Annotated in this window: 16 protein-coding genes; 11 read left to right on the top strand and 5 right to left on the bottom strand. The window is 65.5% G+C overall.

What is annotated here, in order from left to right; all coding sequences use genetic code 11:
* Positions 1-147: 147 nt before the first annotated feature.
* The gene (locus tag AWB76_RS32840; RefSeq protein WP_061164266.1) at positions 148-1,548 is read right to left on the bottom strand and encodes a GntP family permease; all 1,401 of its coding nucleotides are present in this window, start codon (positions 1,546-1,548) and stop codon (positions 148-150) included.
* A 311-nt stretch (positions 1,549-1,859) separates the two neighbouring features.
* On the opposite strand from AWB76_RS32840, the gene AWB76_RS32835 reads away from it, so the two are divergent.
* A complete protein-coding gene (locus AWB76_RS32835) occupies positions 1,860-3,314 on the top strand; it encodes a sigma-54 interaction domain-containing protein (RefSeq protein WP_061164265.1) in 1,455 nt (484 codons plus the stop codon).
* A gap of 92 nt (positions 3,315-3,406) precedes the next feature.
* Complete coding sequence (locus AWB76_RS32830) at positions 3,407-3,673, top strand: hypothetical protein (protein WP_374729965.1); 267 nt, start codon at positions 3,407-3,409, stop codon at positions 3,671-3,673.
* 4 nt (positions 3,674-3,677) lie between these two features.
* On the opposite strand, the gene AWB76_RS32825 is transcribed toward AWB76_RS32830, so the two are convergent.
* Positions 3,678-4,247, bottom strand: a complete 570-nt coding sequence (locus tag AWB76_RS32825; RefSeq protein WP_061164264.1) for a lipocalin family protein — start codon at positions 4,245-4,247, stop codon at positions 3,678-3,680.
* 552 nt (positions 4,248-4,799) lie between these two features.
* On the opposite strand from AWB76_RS32825, the gene AWB76_RS32820 reads away from it, so the two are divergent.
* Positions 4,800-5,729 (top strand): AEC family transporter, encoded by a 930-nt coding sequence (locus AWB76_RS32820; RefSeq protein WP_374729967.1) that lies wholly within the window; start codon positions 4,800-4,802, stop codon positions 5,727-5,729.
* Positions 5,730-5,841: 112 nt separating this feature from the next.
* On the opposite strand, the gene AWB76_RS32815 is transcribed toward AWB76_RS32820, so the two are convergent.
* Positions 5,842-6,081, bottom strand: a complete 240-nt coding sequence (locus AWB76_RS32815; RefSeq protein WP_061164263.1) for a DUF4148 domain-containing protein — start codon at positions 6,079-6,081, stop codon at positions 5,842-5,844.
* A gap of 505 nt (positions 6,082-6,586) precedes the next feature.
* Between AWB76_RS32815 and AWB76_RS32810 the strand changes: the two genes are divergently transcribed.
* Positions 6,587-7,138, top strand: coding sequence for an NADPH-dependent FMN reductase (locus AWB76_RS32810; protein WP_061164281.1), 552 nt, complete (start codon positions 6,587-6,589; stop codon positions 7,136-7,138).
* Positions 7,139-7,211: 73 nt separating this feature from the next.
* On the opposite strand, the gene AWB76_RS32805 is transcribed toward AWB76_RS32810, so the two are convergent.
* Both AWB76_RS32805 and AWB76_RS32800 read right to left on the bottom strand, forming a co-directional pair.
* Positions 7,212-8,570, bottom strand: a complete 1,359-nt coding sequence (locus AWB76_RS32805; RefSeq protein WP_061164262.1) for a hypothetical protein — start codon at positions 8,568-8,570, stop codon at positions 7,212-7,214.
* A gap of 191 nt (positions 8,571-8,761) precedes the next feature.
* Entirely contained in the window at positions 8,762-11,011 is a 2,250-nt protein-coding gene (locus AWB76_RS32800) for a hybrid sensor histidine kinase/response regulator family protein (protein ID WP_061164261.1), read from the bottom strand.
* Positions 11,012-11,820: 809 nt separating this feature from the next.
* Between AWB76_RS32800 and AWB76_RS32785 the strand changes: the two genes are divergently transcribed.
* The 7 genes from AWB76_RS32785 to AWB76_RS32755 all read left to right on the top strand — a co-directional run bounded on the left by AWB76_RS32785 (position 11,821) and on the right by AWB76_RS32755 (position 18,760).
* Entirely contained in the window at positions 11,821-12,189 is a 369-nt protein-coding gene (locus AWB76_RS32785; protein WP_061164258.1) for a response regulator, read from the top strand.
* Positions 12,182-12,805, top strand: coding sequence for a chemotaxis protein CheC (locus AWB76_RS32780; protein ID WP_061164257.1), 624 nt, complete (start codon positions 12,182-12,184; stop codon positions 12,803-12,805). The genes AWB76_RS32785 and AWB76_RS32780 overlap by 8 nt, the downstream gene beginning before the upstream one ends.
* A gap of 3 nt (positions 12,806-12,808) precedes the next feature.
* The gene (locus AWB76_RS32775; protein WP_061164256.1) at positions 12,809-13,750 is read left to right on the top strand and encodes a sensor domain-containing diguanylate cyclase; all 942 of its coding nucleotides are present in this window, start codon (positions 12,809-12,811) and stop codon (positions 13,748-13,750) included.
* 225 nt (positions 13,751-13,975) lie between these two features.
* Positions 13,976-14,824, top strand: a complete 849-nt coding sequence (gene hpnD, locus AWB76_RS32770; protein WP_061164255.1) for a presqualene diphosphate synthase HpnD — start codon at positions 13,976-13,978, stop codon at positions 14,822-14,824.
* On the top strand, positions 14,824-16,098 hold the full coding sequence (gene hpnE / locus AWB76_RS32765; protein WP_061164254.1) for a hydroxysqualene dehydroxylase HpnE: 1,275 nt from the start codon (positions 14,824-14,826) through the stop codon (positions 16,096-16,098). Before hpnD ends, hpnE begins: the two co-directional genes overlap by 1 nt.
* Positions 16,098-18,077, top strand: coding sequence for a squalene--hopene cyclase (shc, locus tag AWB76_RS32760; protein ID WP_061164253.1), 1,980 nt, complete (start codon positions 16,098-16,100; stop codon positions 18,075-18,077). Before hpnE ends, shc begins: the two co-directional genes overlap by 1 nt.
* The gene (locus tag AWB76_RS32755; RefSeq protein WP_061164252.1) at positions 18,074-18,760 is read left to right on the top strand and encodes a phosphorylase; all 687 of its coding nucleotides are present in this window, start codon (positions 18,074-18,076) and stop codon (positions 18,758-18,760) included. Before shc ends, AWB76_RS32755 begins: the two co-directional genes overlap by 4 nt.

Raw genomic sequence — 18,760 nt, 5'->3', positions numbered from 1 at the left:
CTACCCAAATTGCGTGTGACCGCGGGCCTAAACGAGCTGCTTTCTTTGGTTACTTTCTTTGCAGCAGCAAAGAAAGTAACTGCCGCCCCGCACAGGGGCAGCGCTAATAGACCGATAAGAAACCGGGATCCGGCGAAAAAAAACCCGTCAAACAATCCCAGTCAAATAATAAACCGCGATAACAAAGAAAACGGCCAAAGTCTTAATGACGGTAACGGCAAAAATATCGCGATAAGACTCCCGATGCGTAAGCCCTGTCACGGCGAGCAGCGTGATAACAGCACCGTTATGCGGCAGCGTATCCATGCCCCCCGAGGCCATCGCCACAACCCGATGCAGCACCTCGAGCGGAATATGCGCCGCCTGAGCGCCGGCGATAAACGTATCCGACATGGCAGCAAGCGCGATACTCATCCCGCCGGAAGCAGAACCCGTAATCCCCGCGAGTGACGAAACGGAGATGGCCGCATTGACGAGCGGATTCGGGATGCTTTTGAGCGCATCGCTGACCACGATAAAACCCGGCAATGCCGCGATCACACCACCGAAGCCGTATTCGGAAGCCGTATTCATCGCCGCGAGCAACGCGCCCGCCACCGCCGCCCGCGTACCCACCGCGAACCGCTCCTTCACGCGCGAAAACGCAGTCAGCACCACAAGCACGATGCCAAGCAGCAACGCCCCTTCGACCGCCCAGATCGCGACAACGGTCTTGACCGCCGTCGTCACCGGCGCATGCACGCCAGGCAGCACTTCCGGCGGCACGGTATAGCTCGCGCCGTACCACGTCGGAATCCACTTCGTCAGCGCGAAGTTCGCGACACCCACGAGAATCAGCGGCGCAATCGCGAGCACAGGATTGGGCAGCGACGTCGATTCCACACGCTCCGGCTCGTTCACGAGCGACGTGCCATAGCCTTCGCCCTTGGCCATCGCCGAGCGGCGGCGCCATTCGAGGAAGCTCAGACCCACGACGATGATGAACAGCGACCCGATCACGCCCAGCCACGGCGCGGCCCAGCCGGTCGTCTTGAAGAACGTCGTCGGGATGATGTTCTGGATCTGCGGCGTGCCCGGCAGCGAGTCCATCGTGAAGGAAAACGCGCCCAGCGCGATCGCGCCCGGCATCAGGCGCTTCGGAATATTGCTCTGCCGATACATCTCCGCCGCGAACGGATACACCGCGAACACAACGACGAACAGCGACACGCCGCCATAGGTGAGCAGCGCGCACACCGCGACGATCACCGCATTGACGCGCGACTTGCCGATGTATCGAATGGCCGCGGCGACGATCGACTCAGAAAAGCCCGACAACTCGATGACCTTGCCGAACACCGCGCCGAGCAGAAACACCGGGAAGTAGAGCTTCACGAAGCCGACCATCTTCTCCATGAAGATGCCGGAAAACACGGGCGCGACGGCGGCGGGATCGGTGAGAAGGACGGCCGCGAGCGCGGCGATCGGCGCGAAAAGAATGACGCTGTAGCCGCGATAGGCGGCGAGCATCAGGAACGCCAGGGCGGCGAGCACGATGATGAACGACATTGAGTCTCCGTGATTGGTTTGTTCTTTGAAACGTTGTCCGCGCGCCTCTTCTGAAAGCGCTGGCGGCGCGTGGGGTGACGCACCGCGCGGGCAAGAGCATGTTTCGTGCCAATGCCCTGAAATGCAGGCGCGGCGGGCATCGGGCAAGGATGGCATCGCAAAGTTTCAGCCCTATGTCTCAAAATTGAGACGTTTTCGCGGGTGAAATAGGCGCGCGTCACGTCCAAGACTAGTACAGATGCGGATAGCCGGCTCGTCTCCGAGTTGAGATAGTTTGTCTCCAAACAGAGAAAGCGGAGACTTTAGGCGCCATGCGCAACGACTGGATCAACGTGCCCGCGGACTACAGCGACGTGATGCGCCGCGCGATGGAGTCGCTTTTCAAGACCTTCGAGAACCTGAGCGAAGGCACTTTCATCGTCGATGCGGACGCGCGCGTCGTGTGGATCAACAAGCGCTACGCGGCGCGCTTCGGTTTCGACGATCCGCTCGACGCGATCGGCCTCGACTGCGAAACGGTGATTCCGAACAGCCTGATGCGCGAGGTCGTCGCGACCGGCAAGCCCATTCTGCTCGATGTGCTGGAAACCGACCGCGAGCCGCTCGTCGTCACGCGTCTGCCGCTCAGGGACGACTCCGGCGCGACGGTCGGCGCGATCGGCTTCGCGCTCTTCGACGAGATGAAAGCGCTCACGCCGCTTTTCGCGCATTACTCGCGCGTGCAGCAGGAACTGATCGCGACGCGCCAGTCGCTCGCGCAGGCGCGGCGGGCGAAGTACACGTTTTCGAGCTTCGTCGGCACGAGTCCGGTCAGTCTCGAAGTGAAGCGTCAGGCGCGGCGCGCGGCGCTCGTCGATTCACCGGTGCTGCTGCTCGGCGAAACCGGCACCGGCAAGGAACTGCTTGCGCATTCGATCCACGGCGCATCGACGCGCGCGGGCAAGCCGCTCGTAACCGTCAACGTCGCGGCGATTCCCGACACGCTGCTCGAAGTCGAGTTCTTCGGCGCGGCGGCGGGCGCGTACACGGGCGCGGAGCGGAAAGGGCGCGTCGGCAAATTCGAGCTGGCCGACGGCGGCACGCTCTTTCTCGATGAAATCGGCGACATGCCGCTGCCGCTTCAGGGCAAGCTGCTGCGCGTGTTGCAGGACAAGGAGTTCGAGCCGCTCGGCTCGAATCGCATCGTGCGCGCGGATGTGCGCATCATCGCGGCGACGTCGGCCGATCTGCCCGCGCTCGTCGCGGCCGGGCGTTTTCGCGCGGACTTGTTCTATCGGCTGAACGTGCTGACGATACACGCGCCGCCCTTGCGCGACCGCCTCGGCGACATCGAAGCGCTCGCCTACGCGATCCTCGAAGATTTATCGGCCGATACGCGGCCGGGGCACGTCGGCCATTTCGTGCTGCATAAAGACGGTCTGCAACTGCTCGAGGCGTATTCCTGGCCCGGCAACGTCCGCGAACTGCGCAACACGCTCGAACGCGCGCTGATGCTGTCCGAGACCGAGCATATCGATGCCCGCGCGCTGTCCGCGTTCATCGATGCGGGGCGCGTCGCGATCGCGGCGCAGGCCGAACCGCCCGCGCAGGACGACGACGATCCGCCGAACATTTCCTACGCCGATGCAATGGCCGACTTCGAACGGCGCTTTCTCTCCGATGCGTTGCGCGCGAGCGGCGGGCGCGTCGCGGATGCGGCGGAGAAGATCGGCATCGGCCGGGCGACCTTGTACAAGAAGATCGCGGCGCTCGGCATCGCCGTCTGACGGCGTGTGCGAACACGCCAAACGGCGCGAAAGCTTCGCGTGGCATACTCCGGAAATCGAAAAATAACGACCAAGAATCAAAGGGGTAGCGGATGAAAAGCGCGACGGCACTCGGCAGAAAAATCGGCCTTTCAATCATGCTGGCGGGCAGCGCGTGGGCGCTCGCCGGTTGCAGCAGCGCGCCGCCGCTGTTCTCGTCCGATGGCCGCCCGACGCAACAGATCCAGTGCCCCGCTTACGAGGGTTGGCGCAATTGCACGGACAACGCGAAGGCGCTTTGCCCGAGCGGCTACGACGTGCTGGATCAATCGACCGACAACAATCAGAACTCGCTGCTCGTCGCCTGCAAGGGAGGTTGAGCGCTCAGCCTTGCTGCGTCTCGCGCAGCATCGTGACGTCGTAGCCGAGCGCGCGCGTGCGCTCGATCAGCGAGCGGCGCAACTCCGCCGAAGGCTTCGCTTCGCGCGTCAGAATCCATAGATAGCGCCCGGTCGGCTCGCCGACGATGGACCACGTGTAATCGTCGGCGTGATCGAGAATCCAGTAATCGCCGACATAGAACGGGCCGAAGAACGACACCTTCAGCTTCGTCCCGTTCGATCCCGGGACGATCTTCGCGCGTCCTTCCGCCGACCGGTACGGGCCGGTCAGTCCGCCTTGCCTGCACGCGTTGACGACGGACACGAGCCCGTCCTCGCGCCGCGCATAGTTCGCCGTGACGGCTTCGCAATTGCGCTCGAATCGATTTTCGTAGCGCGCGAACTCGTGCCAGTGACCGAGATAGCGATCGAGATCGACGGCTTTCGACGGTTCGGGCACGTTGTCGTTGCCGCTTTTGCGCGCGCCGCTCGATGCGCACGCGACCAGCGTGACGATGCCGCCAATCAAAGCCAGCGCCGCGGCGCCATATGCCCAAGGTCTTCTATTAGTCATGTTGCAGGCAAGGTGAGAAGTGCGAAGGCTGACGTAGCAGCAAACTTCGTTCCGTCCGCGCGCGGCTCCCGAATTTCCTCACCTCAAGACGGCTCCGGCGGGGTGCGCGAAAAGTCGCGCGAGCCGCAAGTGGCTGTCGCTATTGGGTTTTATTCCGCCGCCGCGCTCCGGCGACAGGGCGTTTTGGGGGCTCCCGAATCACCTCACCTTAATCGATGCACGCGCTGCGGCTCATTCCGCATCACCGTTTGACCGGCGTCGCAGCGATGACGCGCCGCAACAGCGCAGAACAACGCGAATACATTAAAGAACAATGGCTTGCATCGTCCACTTAACGATGTGACTGAGATCCGTGAATTGCTTCGCGCTCCAGATAATCGATGAAGAGTGAGCCTGGCAAGTGACGAGCGCCTCACCGTCGCCGTGCTCCCGAATCGCCTCACCCTTCTGACTCGGAGTATTCTCTCGCTCTTCCATTTCACGCCTCCGGGCAGTTGCCTCATGCCTTCGCCGGTTTCCCTGCCTCAAGCATTCGCATCGCTGCCTTCGCTGCTGACTCCGCTTTTCACGATCATCCTGCCGGTCTTCGGACTCATCTTCGCGGGCTATGCATGCCGCAAGCTGAACAAGCTCGGACCCACCGCCGCTTCCGAGCTGAACCGCTTCGTCGTGTATCTCGCGCTCCCCGCGCTGCTCTTCGACATCATGGCGAAAACGCCCTGGAGCATGCTCGATCAACCCGCGTTCATCGCGGCGTTCGGCATCGGTTCGGCGGTGATCTTTCTGCTGACGCTCATCGTGCGCCTGATGCAGTCGCGTCATCTCGCCGACGCGAGCATCGACGGATTGAACGCCGCGTATCCGAACACCGGCTTCGTCGGATTGCCGCTTTGTCTGCTCGCGTTCGGCAAGGAAAGTCTCGCGCCCGCCGTCATCGCGACGATCATGACCGTGTGCGTGCTGTTCGCCGTGGCGATCGTGCTGATCGAAATGGGATTGCAGACCGGGAAGCACATCGGCGCGACGCTCTGGCGCGTGGCGAAATCGCTCGTGAAGAATCCGTTGCTGATTGCGCCGGTCGCGGGTGCGTTGTTGAGCGGTTCGGGCGCGCATGTGCCGGAAGGCGCGCAGGCGTTGCTCAAGCTGCTCGGCGGCGCGGCGAGCCCTTGTGCGCTCGTCGCGCTCGGCCTCTTTCTGGGCGCGAAAGGCGAAGCGCGCGATGTCAGGACGACGAGCGCGCTCGTGGCTCTCAAGCTGATCGCGCAGCCGCTTTTGACCTGGTGGCTCGCGTTTCATCTGTTCGCGTTGCCGCCGCTGTGGGCGAAGACATCGGTGATTCTGAGCGCGCTGCCGACCGGCACCGGCCCGTTCATGCTCGCGGAGTTTTATCGGCGTGAAGGCGGCGTGACGTCGAGCGCGATTCTCTTCTCGACGGTGATTTCACTCGTCACCGTCACGCTCTGCCTCACCGTGATGCTCTGAGCGCGCAAAAAAAAGCGTCCGGCACGGGCGCACCGGACGCAACCACCTTCGGTTCGATGGTGGAGGAGGATCAGTTCAGGCTGCTTCCTCTGATTTCTGCGATATTGTCCGCTCAACGCGTGGTAGCGACGTCGCGCGCGTCAGCGTGGAGCTGCGCGTGCCGTTCCTGATACGGGCGCAATTGCGGATAACTCAGCGAGTTGACGGCATCCAGATCGCCTGCGCGACGCGCGCTCGCGAGTTCCGCTTTCACTTCGGCGCGGCTCTTGACCGCGGAGGTCGACTGAGCAAATGCAGGCGCGGTGGCGAGAAGCGCGGACAGAACCAGACCGCCGATCAGTGCGTTCTTCATTTGAAATCTCCTGGATGCAGGTGCGTCGGGGCCGACGCTTGAGAGGCAGTCTAAGAGCATTCCTATTGGGCAAAAACACCGATTGAGCCAACACATTGTTGTCGAGAGTGGTTGAATGCTGGCCCGCGATTCGCGAAGCCTCCCTCGTTTTTTGCCGTCGATCGCAGCGCTCGCGACGCCTCATTTGCACCGAATTCGCCCGTAAAAGCCGCCGAATTCGCGCATCTTGTTTCGTTTATGAATCAGAAACTAAACGGAATGGAAGTTACACTCAACTTATCCACAGAAACTGTGGATAACGTTGGGGATAGCTCACCGCGAACCGCGTGGTGGCGCGGCGCAAGGTGGATTGCTCGATTCGTCGCAAAAATAGTCCGTAATGCATCGCCGGGCGTGAAGACGGTTGTCGCTCGATGCGCCTATCATGAGCACGCGCGCCGTCTCGAAGACGGCGTTTTTGGGAACGGTTCGTCCACTTTTTCATCCTTTGACGGGGGAAGATGTCATGGCTTTAAAGATCGCGGTGGTCGTTGGCAGCCTGCGGCGGGATTCGTTCAACAAGCAGCTCGCGCATGCGCTCGTGTCGCTCGCGCCGGGCGATTTTTCCTTCGAGTTTCTCGACATCGGCAGCCTGCCGCTCTATAGCCAGGACTACGACAGCGACTTTCCCGAGGCCGCGCGCGCGTTCAAGCAGAAGATCGCCGATGCCGATGGCCTTCTCATCGTCACGCCGGAATACAACCGCTCGATTCCGGGCGTGCTGAAAAACGCGCTCGACTGGGGTTCGCGTCCGTGGGGACACAGCGTGTGGGGCGGCAAGCCGGGTGCGATCATCGGGACGTCGGTCGGGGCGATCGGCACGGCGATCGCGCAGTCGCATTTGCGCGGCGTGTGCGCCTATCTCGACATCGTGTTGATGAATCAGCCGGAGATGTACATCAAGCACGACGAAAAGCGTATCGATGCGGGCGGCAATATCGTCAGCGAGGACACGCGCAAGTATCTGCAGACGTTCGTGGACAAGTACGCCGCGTGGGTGCGTGACCGGGCGGCCTGAGCGTTCACGGTCCGCATGCAAAACGGCCCGCTCGCGCGGGCCGTTTCCGTTTGCTGCCGTCTATCAACTGCCGTCAAACGTGATGATGTCCCGTCACGCGATCCCAGCCGTGACGGATCGCGGCCTTGAAGCGATCCCACGTATCGCCTCCGGGGTTCCTCGTTTCCCAGTCGCGGCGCATCTCGTATTCCATCTGATCGTCCCACGCGCGGCTGCGGAAACGGTCGTCGTTGCCGAGCGTCGCGCCGTACCGATACGCGCCCTGATAGTCCTCGTAAGGCTCGCCCGTCGCCGAATACCTCGATTCGTAGTCGGCGCGGAAGTCCTCTTCGTACTCCATGTACTCGTTGGGCACGTTTTGCGGATTCGCCGTGGGCGCCGGACCGACCGGACCGCCCGCCTGCGTGCCCGCCGAAGCCAGAACCGGATCAGGCGACGATCCCACCGCGCGGGCCGCGCCCCGTTCGCCCGGTTGATAGGGCGCCGCCGGTTCGTCGAGCGGACTCAGCGGTTTAACCGAGCGCCATTCCGATGCCGTGTCGGTACGCACGCCGGGCAATGAATCGGCGCTTGCGGGGCGCAGCGGATCGCGGCCCGCGATGGCGTCGCGCTCCGAAAGCGACTCGCCTGCCAGCTCCGTGCGCGCCGCAAGCGGATCGGCGGACGTGCCTGCGAGCGGATCGATGCCGGTCGTCGCGTACGGGTCGCGGCCCGTGACCGGATCGCGGCCCGCCAGCGGATCGCGCGCGGCGGCGCGTTCGGCTTCGCTCATCATCGACTGAGATTGCGACTGGCTTTGCGTGCCGGTGCGCGGCATCAGCACATCGTCGGCGGGATCGCTGACGTAATCGCGCGGCGTCACCGAGGCTGGATCGCCGACGTCGGCGTGCGGATAAGCCCGCGCACGCGACGGCATGACGCTCGGATCGTTCACCGGCTCGCGTCCCGGCACGGCGCTGCCGCGTCCGAGGCCCAGTTCGTCGAGCACCGAATGATCGCGGTCGTCGGCGGCTGTTGCGGGCACTTCCGGCGTGCCGTGTTCGAGCGTCGTCCAGCTCGCCGCGCGTTCGTCGATATCGATCGCGCCCTGATCCGAAAGCGTCGTGCGTGCGATGTCGGCCTGCTCGACGCTCGGTGTATCGACGGAAACGAGAATCGCGCCGCGCCGCACGGCCTCCGAATAATGCGCGACCTCGGGCGGCTGATCGCGTCCGCCGAAGAGCATGCTGAAGAAGCGTTCGATGTTCGCGAGCATGCCCGGCTCCTGATGCGTGACGGCATCGGGCATGTCGGACGGCGCGGCGGCGTCGTCGCGCTTCGGGTTGGCCTGAAGTTCGATATCCCCGCGCGGGAAGCCAGCGGCGATCAGGGCCGAGCGCGCGTCCTCGGCTTGTGCATAGGTGTCGAAAACTCCGATGACGGTGTGTCGCATGAACGCCTCCTGGGGATGGGCAAATTCCGGAAACCGGCGACGTCGTGTCGCCGCGTATGCAGGCATTTACGCAACTCGCGTGCCGGATAGGCGCTGCCCGGCGCGCTCGGGAATGCGTATGGATGGATGACGGCGCTTTTACAAACTCGCGTACAAAAAGCGATGGGGTTTCGCGCGATGGAACGTCCGCTTCAGCGCGCCGCGCGAGCGCCCGGCGTGTCCACGCGCTCGCGGATCGCGCGCAGGAGCGAGTCGAGCAGCGCGATATCGAATGGCTTCGACAGCACGCGCGCGCCGACCTGCCGCGCGCGGTCGAGCTCTTCCGCGTAGCCCGTGACGAGAATCACCGGAAGCCGCGGCTCGAAGCGCTGCAGCATCTCGGCGAGATCGATGCCGTTCATCTGCCCCGGCATGTGGATGTCGGAGAGCACGACGTCGAAGGGGAAATTGGCCGCGGCGTTGGCGCGCGCGGCTTCGAGCATCGTCGCGGCGCTGTCGGCGTTGAAGACGTAGGTGACGTGGTGGCCCATCATCGTGAGCAGCGCCTCGGTGCCGGCGGCGACTTCCTCGTTGTCCTCGACAAGGAGCACGCGCAGGCCATCCGCTTCCGGCGCGGCCGCCTGTTCCACCTTCGCCGCCGCGCCAGGCGCGCCCGCCGCCGCGCGCGGCAGATACAGGCGCACCGCGGTGCCCGCGCCGATCGCGCTGTCAATGGTCGCGAGTCCGCCCGCGCGCTCGCAGAACGCGAACACCTGCGGCAGACCGAGACCCGTGCCCATGCCTTTCGGCTTGGTCGTGAAAAGCGGCTCGAACGCGCGCCCGAGCACTTCCGGGTTCATGCCGACGCCGTTGTCCTCCAGCGTGATCTGGACGAATTCGCCGGTGATCGGAAAACCGTCTTCATGGCGAAAGCGCACGTTGCCGGCGCGCACGGTGAAGGTGCCGCCGTTGGGCATCGCGTCGCGCGCGTTCACGGCGACATTGATGAGCGCGAGCTCCAGTTCCGCCGGATCGGCGCGGATCGCCCACACGTCCGGCGCGACCTCGACATTGAGCGCCACCTTCGCACCGAGCGATGCGCGCAGCAGCTCGCGCCCCGCCGGCACCCATTTGCCGATGGCGAGAATCTCGCTGCGCAACGGCTGCTTGCGCGCGACGCCGAGCAGTTGCCGCGTGAGCGACTGGCCGCTTTTCAGGGCGCGTTCCATCGCCGTCAGTTCGCGATCGAGGCCGGGCGCGCCGCGCCGCCGCGCGATCTGCACATTGGTCGAGACGATCATCAGCAGATTGTTGAAGTCGTGCGCAACGCTGCCGACGAGATTGCCGAGCGCTTCCATCTTGCGCGCCTGGCGATACGCGGATTCGATCGAGCGGCGCATCGACGCTTCCGCCTGCCAGCGCTCCCACGCGTCCTCTTCGGCCGCGAGCCGCCGCAACGATTGCGCGATCACGCCCCACAGCACCACGCACGGCGCGAAGATCGACAGCGCGAGCACGCTCAGATGACGCCACCAGTCGCTCCAGATCGTCGCGATCGGATAGCCGCTCGATACGTAGATCGGATACGTGCCGACGCGCCGGAACGCGACGATCTTCAATTGGTCGTCCAGCCCGGAAACCATTTTGACGACGCCGCTCCGGCGTCCGGCGCGATACGCCTCGCGCAGCGGCGAACTGGCGGCGAGCGCCATGCGATCGGGCGGGCGCGGCGGATACCACGAGAGCACTTCGCCGTCCGAGCGCGACAGGCCGAGCGAGACGCTCGGGTTGTCGCCGATCAGCTCGCGATAAAACGCGCTGAAATACGACGGCCGCAGCGCGAGGGACACGATGCCGTCGAACGCGCCGGCCGGCGTGCGCCGCGCAATCGCGGTGTTGAACACCTGTTCGCCGGCGACGCGGCCGATCATCACGCGCGAAATCTGCTGAATCTGATGGCCGGCGCGCAGCCCGTTGAAGTCGTCGCGCTCCGCGACCGAGATGTCGGGCGTTGGCCAGGTCCGGCTCGTCGCGAGCAGTTTGCCGTCGGCATCGAACACGGAAGCGGCCGCGACCTGCTTATACGTATCGGCGATCGTCTTCAGGCGCTGATGGATCGTCGCGCTCTCGCGGCGGAGCGCGTTGGCGTCGAGGTCGTCGAGCAGATCGACGATGCGCTCGTTGAGCGTCACGTTCAGATCGAAGACCTTGAGCGCGTGCTCTTCCGCGACGCGAGCATTGCGCGCGACGAGCTCGGAGGCATCGGCGACGCGCGTGTGGTAGTCGGAGACGGCGGTGAGCGCGACGTACACGCACGGCAGCACGATGGCCGCGACGAGGAGCGCGTAGAGCGTCAGGCGCTGCGCGGCGAAGTTGCGCTCGGGCACCGCCGGAAAAGGCGGTTCGCCCTGCCAGGTTTCCGCGGCAGGATCGGCGTCGGAGTCCCCACTTTGCAGCGTCATTTTTGGCAGCGAATTGGAAAACTTACGCGTAGGCCGTGCCTTACGTACGCCGTGAAGCGCTTGCATACGGCTCCGGCCGGGCGCGAGCAGTGTAACCGCACGAAGGATGCACGAAGCATGCCGGTCGCACGGGTGTCCGCGCGCGGTGTATCGAGGAAAGCCTCGGTCGCATCGCGCAGTTAGCGAGATTACTGGTAGCGCAAACGTACACAAAAGTATGAAAACGTACCATATCGGAAGATACGAAGTTAATTCCTCTCGATTCGAAACTCATTTCATCATATTAATTCTCGCTTCGCGCCCCGGCGAGTTGCTTTGACATTCTGATAGTCAGACAATGCAATCGTCCGACCAGACACGCCGAAGAGCGCGCCGGCCGGAGCACATACGTAGCCTCGCGGCGCGCGTCGGGGAGAAGTACCGCTTGCACGGCGAGACGCCGGCGGGCAGCGCGACCCAGCGAGGAGAGAAGAAGGCCACGGTCCGGAACATCCGGATCATGACGGGGCAGGCACCATGACGCCGATCGAGAGCCAACCTGCATCGCGCGCCGTGCGCACGCTGCTCACCCAGCGCCCGCCCGCCGCGTGGCGCGCCTACGTCCACCGGCGCCGCGCCTGGCTCATCGCCGCCGAACTGCGTCTCCGGCAGCGCCCGCGTTCCCGCCGGGCGAGAGGGCTCACGCCGGCTCTGCCGTGAAGATTGCCGTAAAGATCGCCACGCGGATGCCGTAATCCATACGAGAGCGTGTCGTGTCTGTCGACGCGACTGTCCTCAGCCCGAAAACAGCCCAAGAGATCCAGCCGCCCATGCCGTTGCCCATTGTCATTGCCGATGATTCCCTGCTCGCGCGCAAGGTGCTGACGCGCGCGCTGCCGCCGGACTGGGACGTCGAGATCTCCTACGCGACCAACGGCCGCGAGGCGCTGGACCACTATCGGGCGGGCCGCGCCTCGGTGATGTTCCTCGATCTCACGATGCCCGACATGACCGGCTATCAGGTGCTCGACGCCTTGCAGCACGAAGACCTCAACACGTTCGTGATCGTCGTTTCCGCCGATGTGCAGCCGATGGCCCAGGAACGGGTCCGCGCGCTCGGCGCGATCGCGTTCCTGCCGAAGCCGGTGACGCCCGAAGCGCTGCGTCCCGTTTTGAAGGAGTACGGTCTCCATGGTTGAAGCCGCCCTCAACGAAGATCAGCGCGACGCGCTGCAGGAAGTCGCCAACATGGCGATGGGTCAGGCCGCGACGCGCCTCTCGAAGCTGCTCGGCACGTTCATCGAATTGTCGGTGCCGCGCGTGCGCGTCGTGAGCGTGGCCGAGGCGTCCGCCGCGCTCGCCGAAATGACCGGCATCACCGATACCGTCACGGCCGTGCGCCAGGGCTTTCGCTCGGACATCAAGGGCGAGGCGATCGTGCTGTGCAAGAGCGGCAGCGTCGATCAGCTGTGCGCGCTCGTCGACGATCCGTACACCAAGTCGACCTACACGACGACGACGCGCACCGAGCTCGTCTTCGATATCGCCACGGTGCTGATGGGCGCATGCGTGTCGTGCATCCTCGACCGCCTCGGGCGCTCGCCGATTTTTTCGCCGCCGGGCATGCTCGGCTCGGACATCGGCCTCGATGAAGTGTTTCAGCCCGGCGTGCTCGCGTGGAAGACGGCGCTCTTGCTCGAAGTGAATTTCGCGCTCGAAGACCACAGCTTCCGCGCGCATCTCGTGATGTTGATGGCCGAAGACGCCATCGCGCATCTGAACGAAGCGCTCGATGCGCTGCTGTCGAGCCTCTGACGCATGGAAGACCTGCGCCATCTGTTGAGCGAAATGGTGATCGAGCGTGTCGGGTTCGGCATCTTCGTGCTCGATCGCGATCTGAACGTGCTGATGTGGAACCGGTTCATGCAGGACCACAGCGGCAAGTCGGCCGAGCAGGTCATCGGCAAATCGATTTTCGCGAGCTTTCCGGAACTGCCGCGCGTGTGGTTCACGCGCAAGGTCGAAAGCGTGTTCCAGCTCGGCAGTTTCGCGTTCAGCTCGTGGGAGCAGCGCCCGTATCTCTTCAAGTTCGATCATGACCGGCCGATCACCGGCGGCGTCGATTACATGCAGCAGGACTGCACGTTCATGCCGCTCACGCTCGAAGGCGACGTGCGCGCCGTCTGCGTGACGATTTCCGACGTGACGCACGCGAGCATGATGCAGCGCGCCCGCGACGAAGCCGTGGCGAAGCTCCAGGAATTCGCCGATCGCGACGGCCTGACCGGCATCGCGAACCGGCGCTATTTCGAGCTGCGTCTGCGCGACGAATTTCAGCGCTGGCAGCGCTACGGCGGCGAACTGTCGATGCTGCTGTTCGATCTCGACCACTTCAAGCGCATCAACGACGATCTCGGGCATCTCGTCGGCGATACGGTTTTGCGCGTAATGGCCGAACGCGTGGCGAAAACCGTGCGCGTGCAGGACGTGTTCGGGCGCTTCGGCGGCGAGGAATTCGCGCTGCTGCTTCCGTGCACGAATTTCGAGGACGCGATGATCGTCGCGGAAAAGGTGCGCCGCGAGATCGGCGAAACGCCCGTCGACGTGCAGGGCGCGCGCGTGCCCGTGACGGCGAGCGTCGGCGCGGCGCGTGCGCGGACCGGCGTGACGTCGTCGTACGAAGCGCTCATCAACGAGGCCGACGCGGCGCTCTATACGGCGAAGCGCGGAGGGCGGAACCGGGCGATCGGCTTCGCCTGAGCCTCGCCCGCCGCGCGGCGCCATGCCCCGCGCGGCTCCGGCGCAATCGGGCAAATCATTGATATACTCTTTGCCGCTTCCGGCGCAGTCGCAGCCGGCTCGCGCCGGCTTTCCTCTTCGTTCGTCCCGCTCTGCGCCAGGTGGTTCCGCGCGCATCGGCCTGCATCGAAACCGGCGCCCGATCTCTTAAATTTTGCCCGTGGGGGCGCCACAGCGGAGTTCGTCTTGGCCGTTTCCAACTTCATCGCTGACGATCCTGCTCCGGACGCCGAGAAAGCGTCGTCGGGAAGCTCGTTCTATCTCGCGATGCGCATCCTGCCCGCTGCGCAGCGCGACGCGATGTATCAGATTTACGCGTTCTGCCGCGCCGTCGACGACATCGCCGACGAAGGCACGTTGCCGCGCCGCGAGCGCGCGCTCGCGCTCGACCAGTGGCGCGAAGATATCGACGCGTGCTACGCCGGCACGCCGAAGAAATCGCTCGAAGCGCTCACGCGGCACATCCAGGCGTTCCGCCTTTCCCGCGACGACTTCCACGCCGTGATCGACGGCATGGCGATGGACGCCGCCGGCGACATCGTCGCGCCCGACGAAGCCACGCTCGACCTGTATTGCGATCGCGTGGCGAGCGCGGTCGGGCGGCTATCGGTGAGAATTTTCGGGATGCACGAGGACGCCGGCCGGCGGCTCGCGCACCATCTCGGGCGCGCGCTGCAACTGACCAACATCCTGCGCGACATCGACGAAGACGCCGAAATCGGCCGCGTGTATCTGCCGCGCGAATTGCTCGCGCGCGAAGGCATTTCGACGAGCGATCCGGCGAGCATCGCCGGCGATGCGCGTCTGCCGCGCGTGTGCGCCGTGCTCGCCGAGCGCGCGAAGGGCCACTACGCCCAGTCCGACGCGATCATGGCCGCTTCGCCGCGCGCCCAGGTGCGCGCGCCGCGCATCATGTCGGCGGCGTATCGCACCGTGCTCGACGCCAATCTCAAACGCGGCTTCGACCTGCCGCGCACGCGTGTGCGCACGCCGCGCTCGCGCCTGCTGTGGATCGTGGCGCGCAATCTGATCTGATGTCCCGGCGGGTCGTCGTCGTCGGAGCGGGCGTTGCCGGTCTTGCCGCCGCGGTCGAGGCGCAACGGCGCGGCGCGCGCGTCGCGCTGCACGAGGCCGCGCCTCACGCGGGCGGACGCTGCCGCTCCTTCTTCGATCCGAAACTCGGCGCCACGCTCGACAACGGCAATCATCTGCTGCTGTCCGGCAATCTATCGACGATGGCCTATCTGCGCGCGATCAGCGCGACCGATACGCTGATCGGCCCGACGCAGCCCGATTACCCTTTCTTCGACGTCACGACCGGCGACGCATGGACGATCCGCATGTCGTCCGGGCGCCTGCCGCGCTGGATCTTCGACGCCGGCGCGCGCGTGCCCGGCACGCAACCCGCCGATTACCTGCCGTATCTGCCGCTTCTGTGGGCGAGGCCGGGCCGCACGATCGAAGAATCGGTGCGGCGCAAGGATCGGGTGTGGGATCTGCTCGTGCGCCCGCTGCTGCGCGGCATGCTCAACGCCGATCCGTCCGGGGCGAGCGCGGCGCTCGCGGCGGGTCTGCTGCGCGAAACCGTCGCGCAGGGCGGCCAGGCGTGCCGTCCGCTCATCGCGAGAAGCGGGCTGTCGCACGCGTTCGTCGAGCCCGCGCTGCGGCTTTTGCAGTACGGCGGCGCGGAGATCCGGCTCGGCTCGCGCGTGACCGGCATCGGCTTGTCCGGCACGGATTCGGCGGAGCGTGTAAGCTCGCTGGCTTTCGAAGGCGCGGAGCCGCTTGCGCTCGCGCCGGGCGATGGCGTCGTGCTCGCCGTGCCGCCCGATGCGGCCCGCCGTCTGGTGCCAGATTTGAGTGCGCCGGATGCGTCGCGCGCGATCGTCACGGTGCACTTTGCCGTCGACGTGCCCGAAGGCTTCCAGCCGATGACATGGCTCGTCAACGGCACGTCGGACTGGATGTTCGCCGCCGACGGACGCATTTCGGTGACGCTCGCGAGCGCGGACCGCTGGCTCGCGACGCCGCACGAAGCCCTCGCGCAGGCAGCGTGGCGGGAAGCCGCGAAGGCGCTGCGCATGCCCGCCGCGCCGCCGCCGCCGTGGCAGGTCGTCGTCGAAGAACACGCGACGTTTGCCGCCGTGCCGGCGCAGGAAGGCCTGCGGGCCGCCACGCGCACACGCTGGCGCAATTTCACGCTCGCGGGCGACTGGACGGCGACCGGCCTGCCCGCGACGATCGAAGGCGCGATCCGCTCCGGCCAGAAGGCCGCGGACGCGCTGTTGAACCCATCGATGGAACGCTGATGAACGATTTATCCCTGTCGGCCGTGGGCGCGCAGGTTTCGGGCGCCTCGCTCGATGCCGCCGTCAACCACGCCACCGATGCGCTGCTCGCGGAGCAACATCCGGACGGCTACTGGCTCTATGAACTCGAAGCGGACGCCACGATCCCGGCGGAATACGTGCTGCTCGTCCACTACCTTGGCGAAACCGCTGACGACAAGCTGGAAGCGAAGATCGGCCGCTATCTGCGCCGCATTCAACGCGACGACGGCGGCTGGCCGCTTTTCTCCGACGGCGCGATGGACGTCTCCGCGACCGTGAAGGCGTATTTCGCGCTGAAGATGATCGGCGATTCGCCCGACGCCCCGCATATGGAGCGCGCCCGCGCCGCGATTCTCGCCGCCGGCGGCGCGGAAAAGGTGAACGTGTTCACGCGCATCCTGCTCGCGCTTTTCGGTGTCGTCTCGTGGCGCGCCGTGCCGATGATGCCCGTCGAGATCATGCGCCTGCCGATGTGGTTCCCGTTCCACTTGTCGAAGGTGTCGTACTGGGCGCGCACGGTGATCGTGCCGATGCTCGTGCTCAACGCGAAACGCCCGCGCGCCCGCAATCCGCGCGGCGTGCGCATCGACGAAGTGTTCACGAATCCGCCGGTCAACACCGGCATGCCGTCGCGCTCGGGGCATCAGAGCCGCGGCTGGTTCGCGTTTTTCCGTGTCGTCGATTCGATCCTGCGCGTCGCCGATCCGCTGCTGCCCGCGGCCGGCCGCGAACGTGCGATCGATGAAGCCGTGCGCTTCGTCGACGAGCGTCTGAACGGCGAGGACGGCCTCGGCGCGATTTTCCCGGCGATGGCCAACTCGGTCATGATGTACGACGTGCTCGGCTATCCGCCCGAGCATCCGAATCGCGCGATCGCGCGCAAGTCGCTCGACAAGCTGCTCGTCATCGACGAAGCCGACGACGGCGAAGCGTATTGCCAGCCGTGCCTCTCGCCGGTGTGGGATACGTCGCTCGCGGCGCACGCGCTGCTCGAAACCGGCATGCCGAAGGCGCGCGCAGCGGTCAAGCGCGGCCTCGACTGGCTGGTGCCGCTGCAAATTCTCGACGTGCGCGGCGACTGGATTTCGCGCCGTCCGGACGTGCGGCCCGGCGGCTGGGCGTTCCAGTTCGCGAACCCGCATTATCCCGATGTCGACGACACGGCGGTCGTCGCCATGGCGATGGAACGCGCCGATCGCGAAAACGGCACGGCGTTCTACGGTGAGCCGATCGCGCGGGCGCGCGAATGGGTCGTCGGCATGCAGAGCAGCGACGGCGGCTGGGGCGCGTTCGAGCCGGAAAACACGCAGTTCTACCTGAACAACATCCCGTTCTCGGACCACGGCGCGCTGCTCGATCCGCCGACCGTCGACGTTTCCGCGCGTTGTCTGTCGATGCTCGCGCAGCTCGGCGAGACATCGCTGACCAGCGAACCGGCGCGGCGCGCGTTCGAATACATCGTGCGCGATCAGGAACGCGACGGAAGCTGGTACGGGCGCTGGGGCATGAACTTCATCTACGGCACCTGGTCGGCGATGTGCGCGTTGAACGCGGCCGGCGTCGCGCCGACGGACCCGCGCATGACGCGCGCGGCGGACTGGCTCATCGGCATCCAGAACAACGACGGCGGCTGGGGCGAAGACGGCGAAAGCTACAAGCTCGACTATCGCGGATACGAACAGGCGCCGAGCACGTCGTCGCAGACGGCATGGGCGCTGATGGGGCTGATGGCGGCGGGGCTCGTCGAGCATCCGGCGGTCGCGCGCGGCGTCGACTATCTGTTGCGAACGCAAAACAAGGACGGCCTCTGGGACGAAACGCGCTTCACCGCGACCGGTTTCCCCCGCGTGTTTTATCTGCGTTATCACGGATATCGCAAGTTCTTCCCGCTGTGGGCGCTCGCGCGCTATCGCAATCTGACGCGCGAAGGTCTCACGCGCGTGACGGCGGCGATGTGAACGCGCCCGTCGTCGCCGTGACCGGCATGGCGTTCGAGGCGAAGATCGTGCGCGGACGCGGCGTCGATGTCGTTTTCGCGGCGCGCGCCGACTGGCTCGAACGCGCGCTCTCCGATGCGCTCGCGCGGGGCTGCTCGGGCATCATCAGCTTCGGCACGGCGGGCGGGCTCGCGCCGGATCTGGAGCCGGGCGCGTTGATCGTCGCCGAAAGCGTGTGCGGTCCGTTCGGCGAATTGCACACCGATGCGGCATGGTCCGCGCGCATCGCCGATGCCTTCGCGGGCACGCCGCTCGCGCGTGTCACGCGGCGCGGCAAGATGGCGGGCGTCGCCGCGCCGGTCAAGAGCGAGGCGGAAAAGCGCTCGCTGCATTCGTCGACGGGCGCGCTGGCCGTCGATATGGAATCGCATATCGCCGGGGCGATCGCGACGGCGCGCGGTTTGCCGTTCGCGGTGTGCCGCGCAGTCGTCGATCCGGCGTGGCGGACCTTGCCGCCGGCCGCGACCGCCGGTTTGCGCGACGACGGCACGACGGCCATCGGTCCGATTCTGCGCGAACTGATGCGCGACCCGTCGCAACTGGGCGGACTCTTGCGGCTCGCATCCGACGCGCGCGGTGCCCGCGCGAGCCTCGTGCAGGCGCGGCATGCGCTGGAAAGGGCGCAGGCGCTGGTGCTGGCCTGA

Origin of the sequence: Caballeronia temeraria (assembly GCF_001544795.2) — a bacterium.
Lineage (GTDB): Bacteria > Pseudomonadota > Gammaproteobacteria > Burkholderiales > Burkholderiaceae > Caballeronia > Caballeronia temeraria.
The sequence above is the reverse complement of the archived record's forward strand: the minus strand, read 5'-3'. Positions and strand labels throughout refer to the sequence as shown.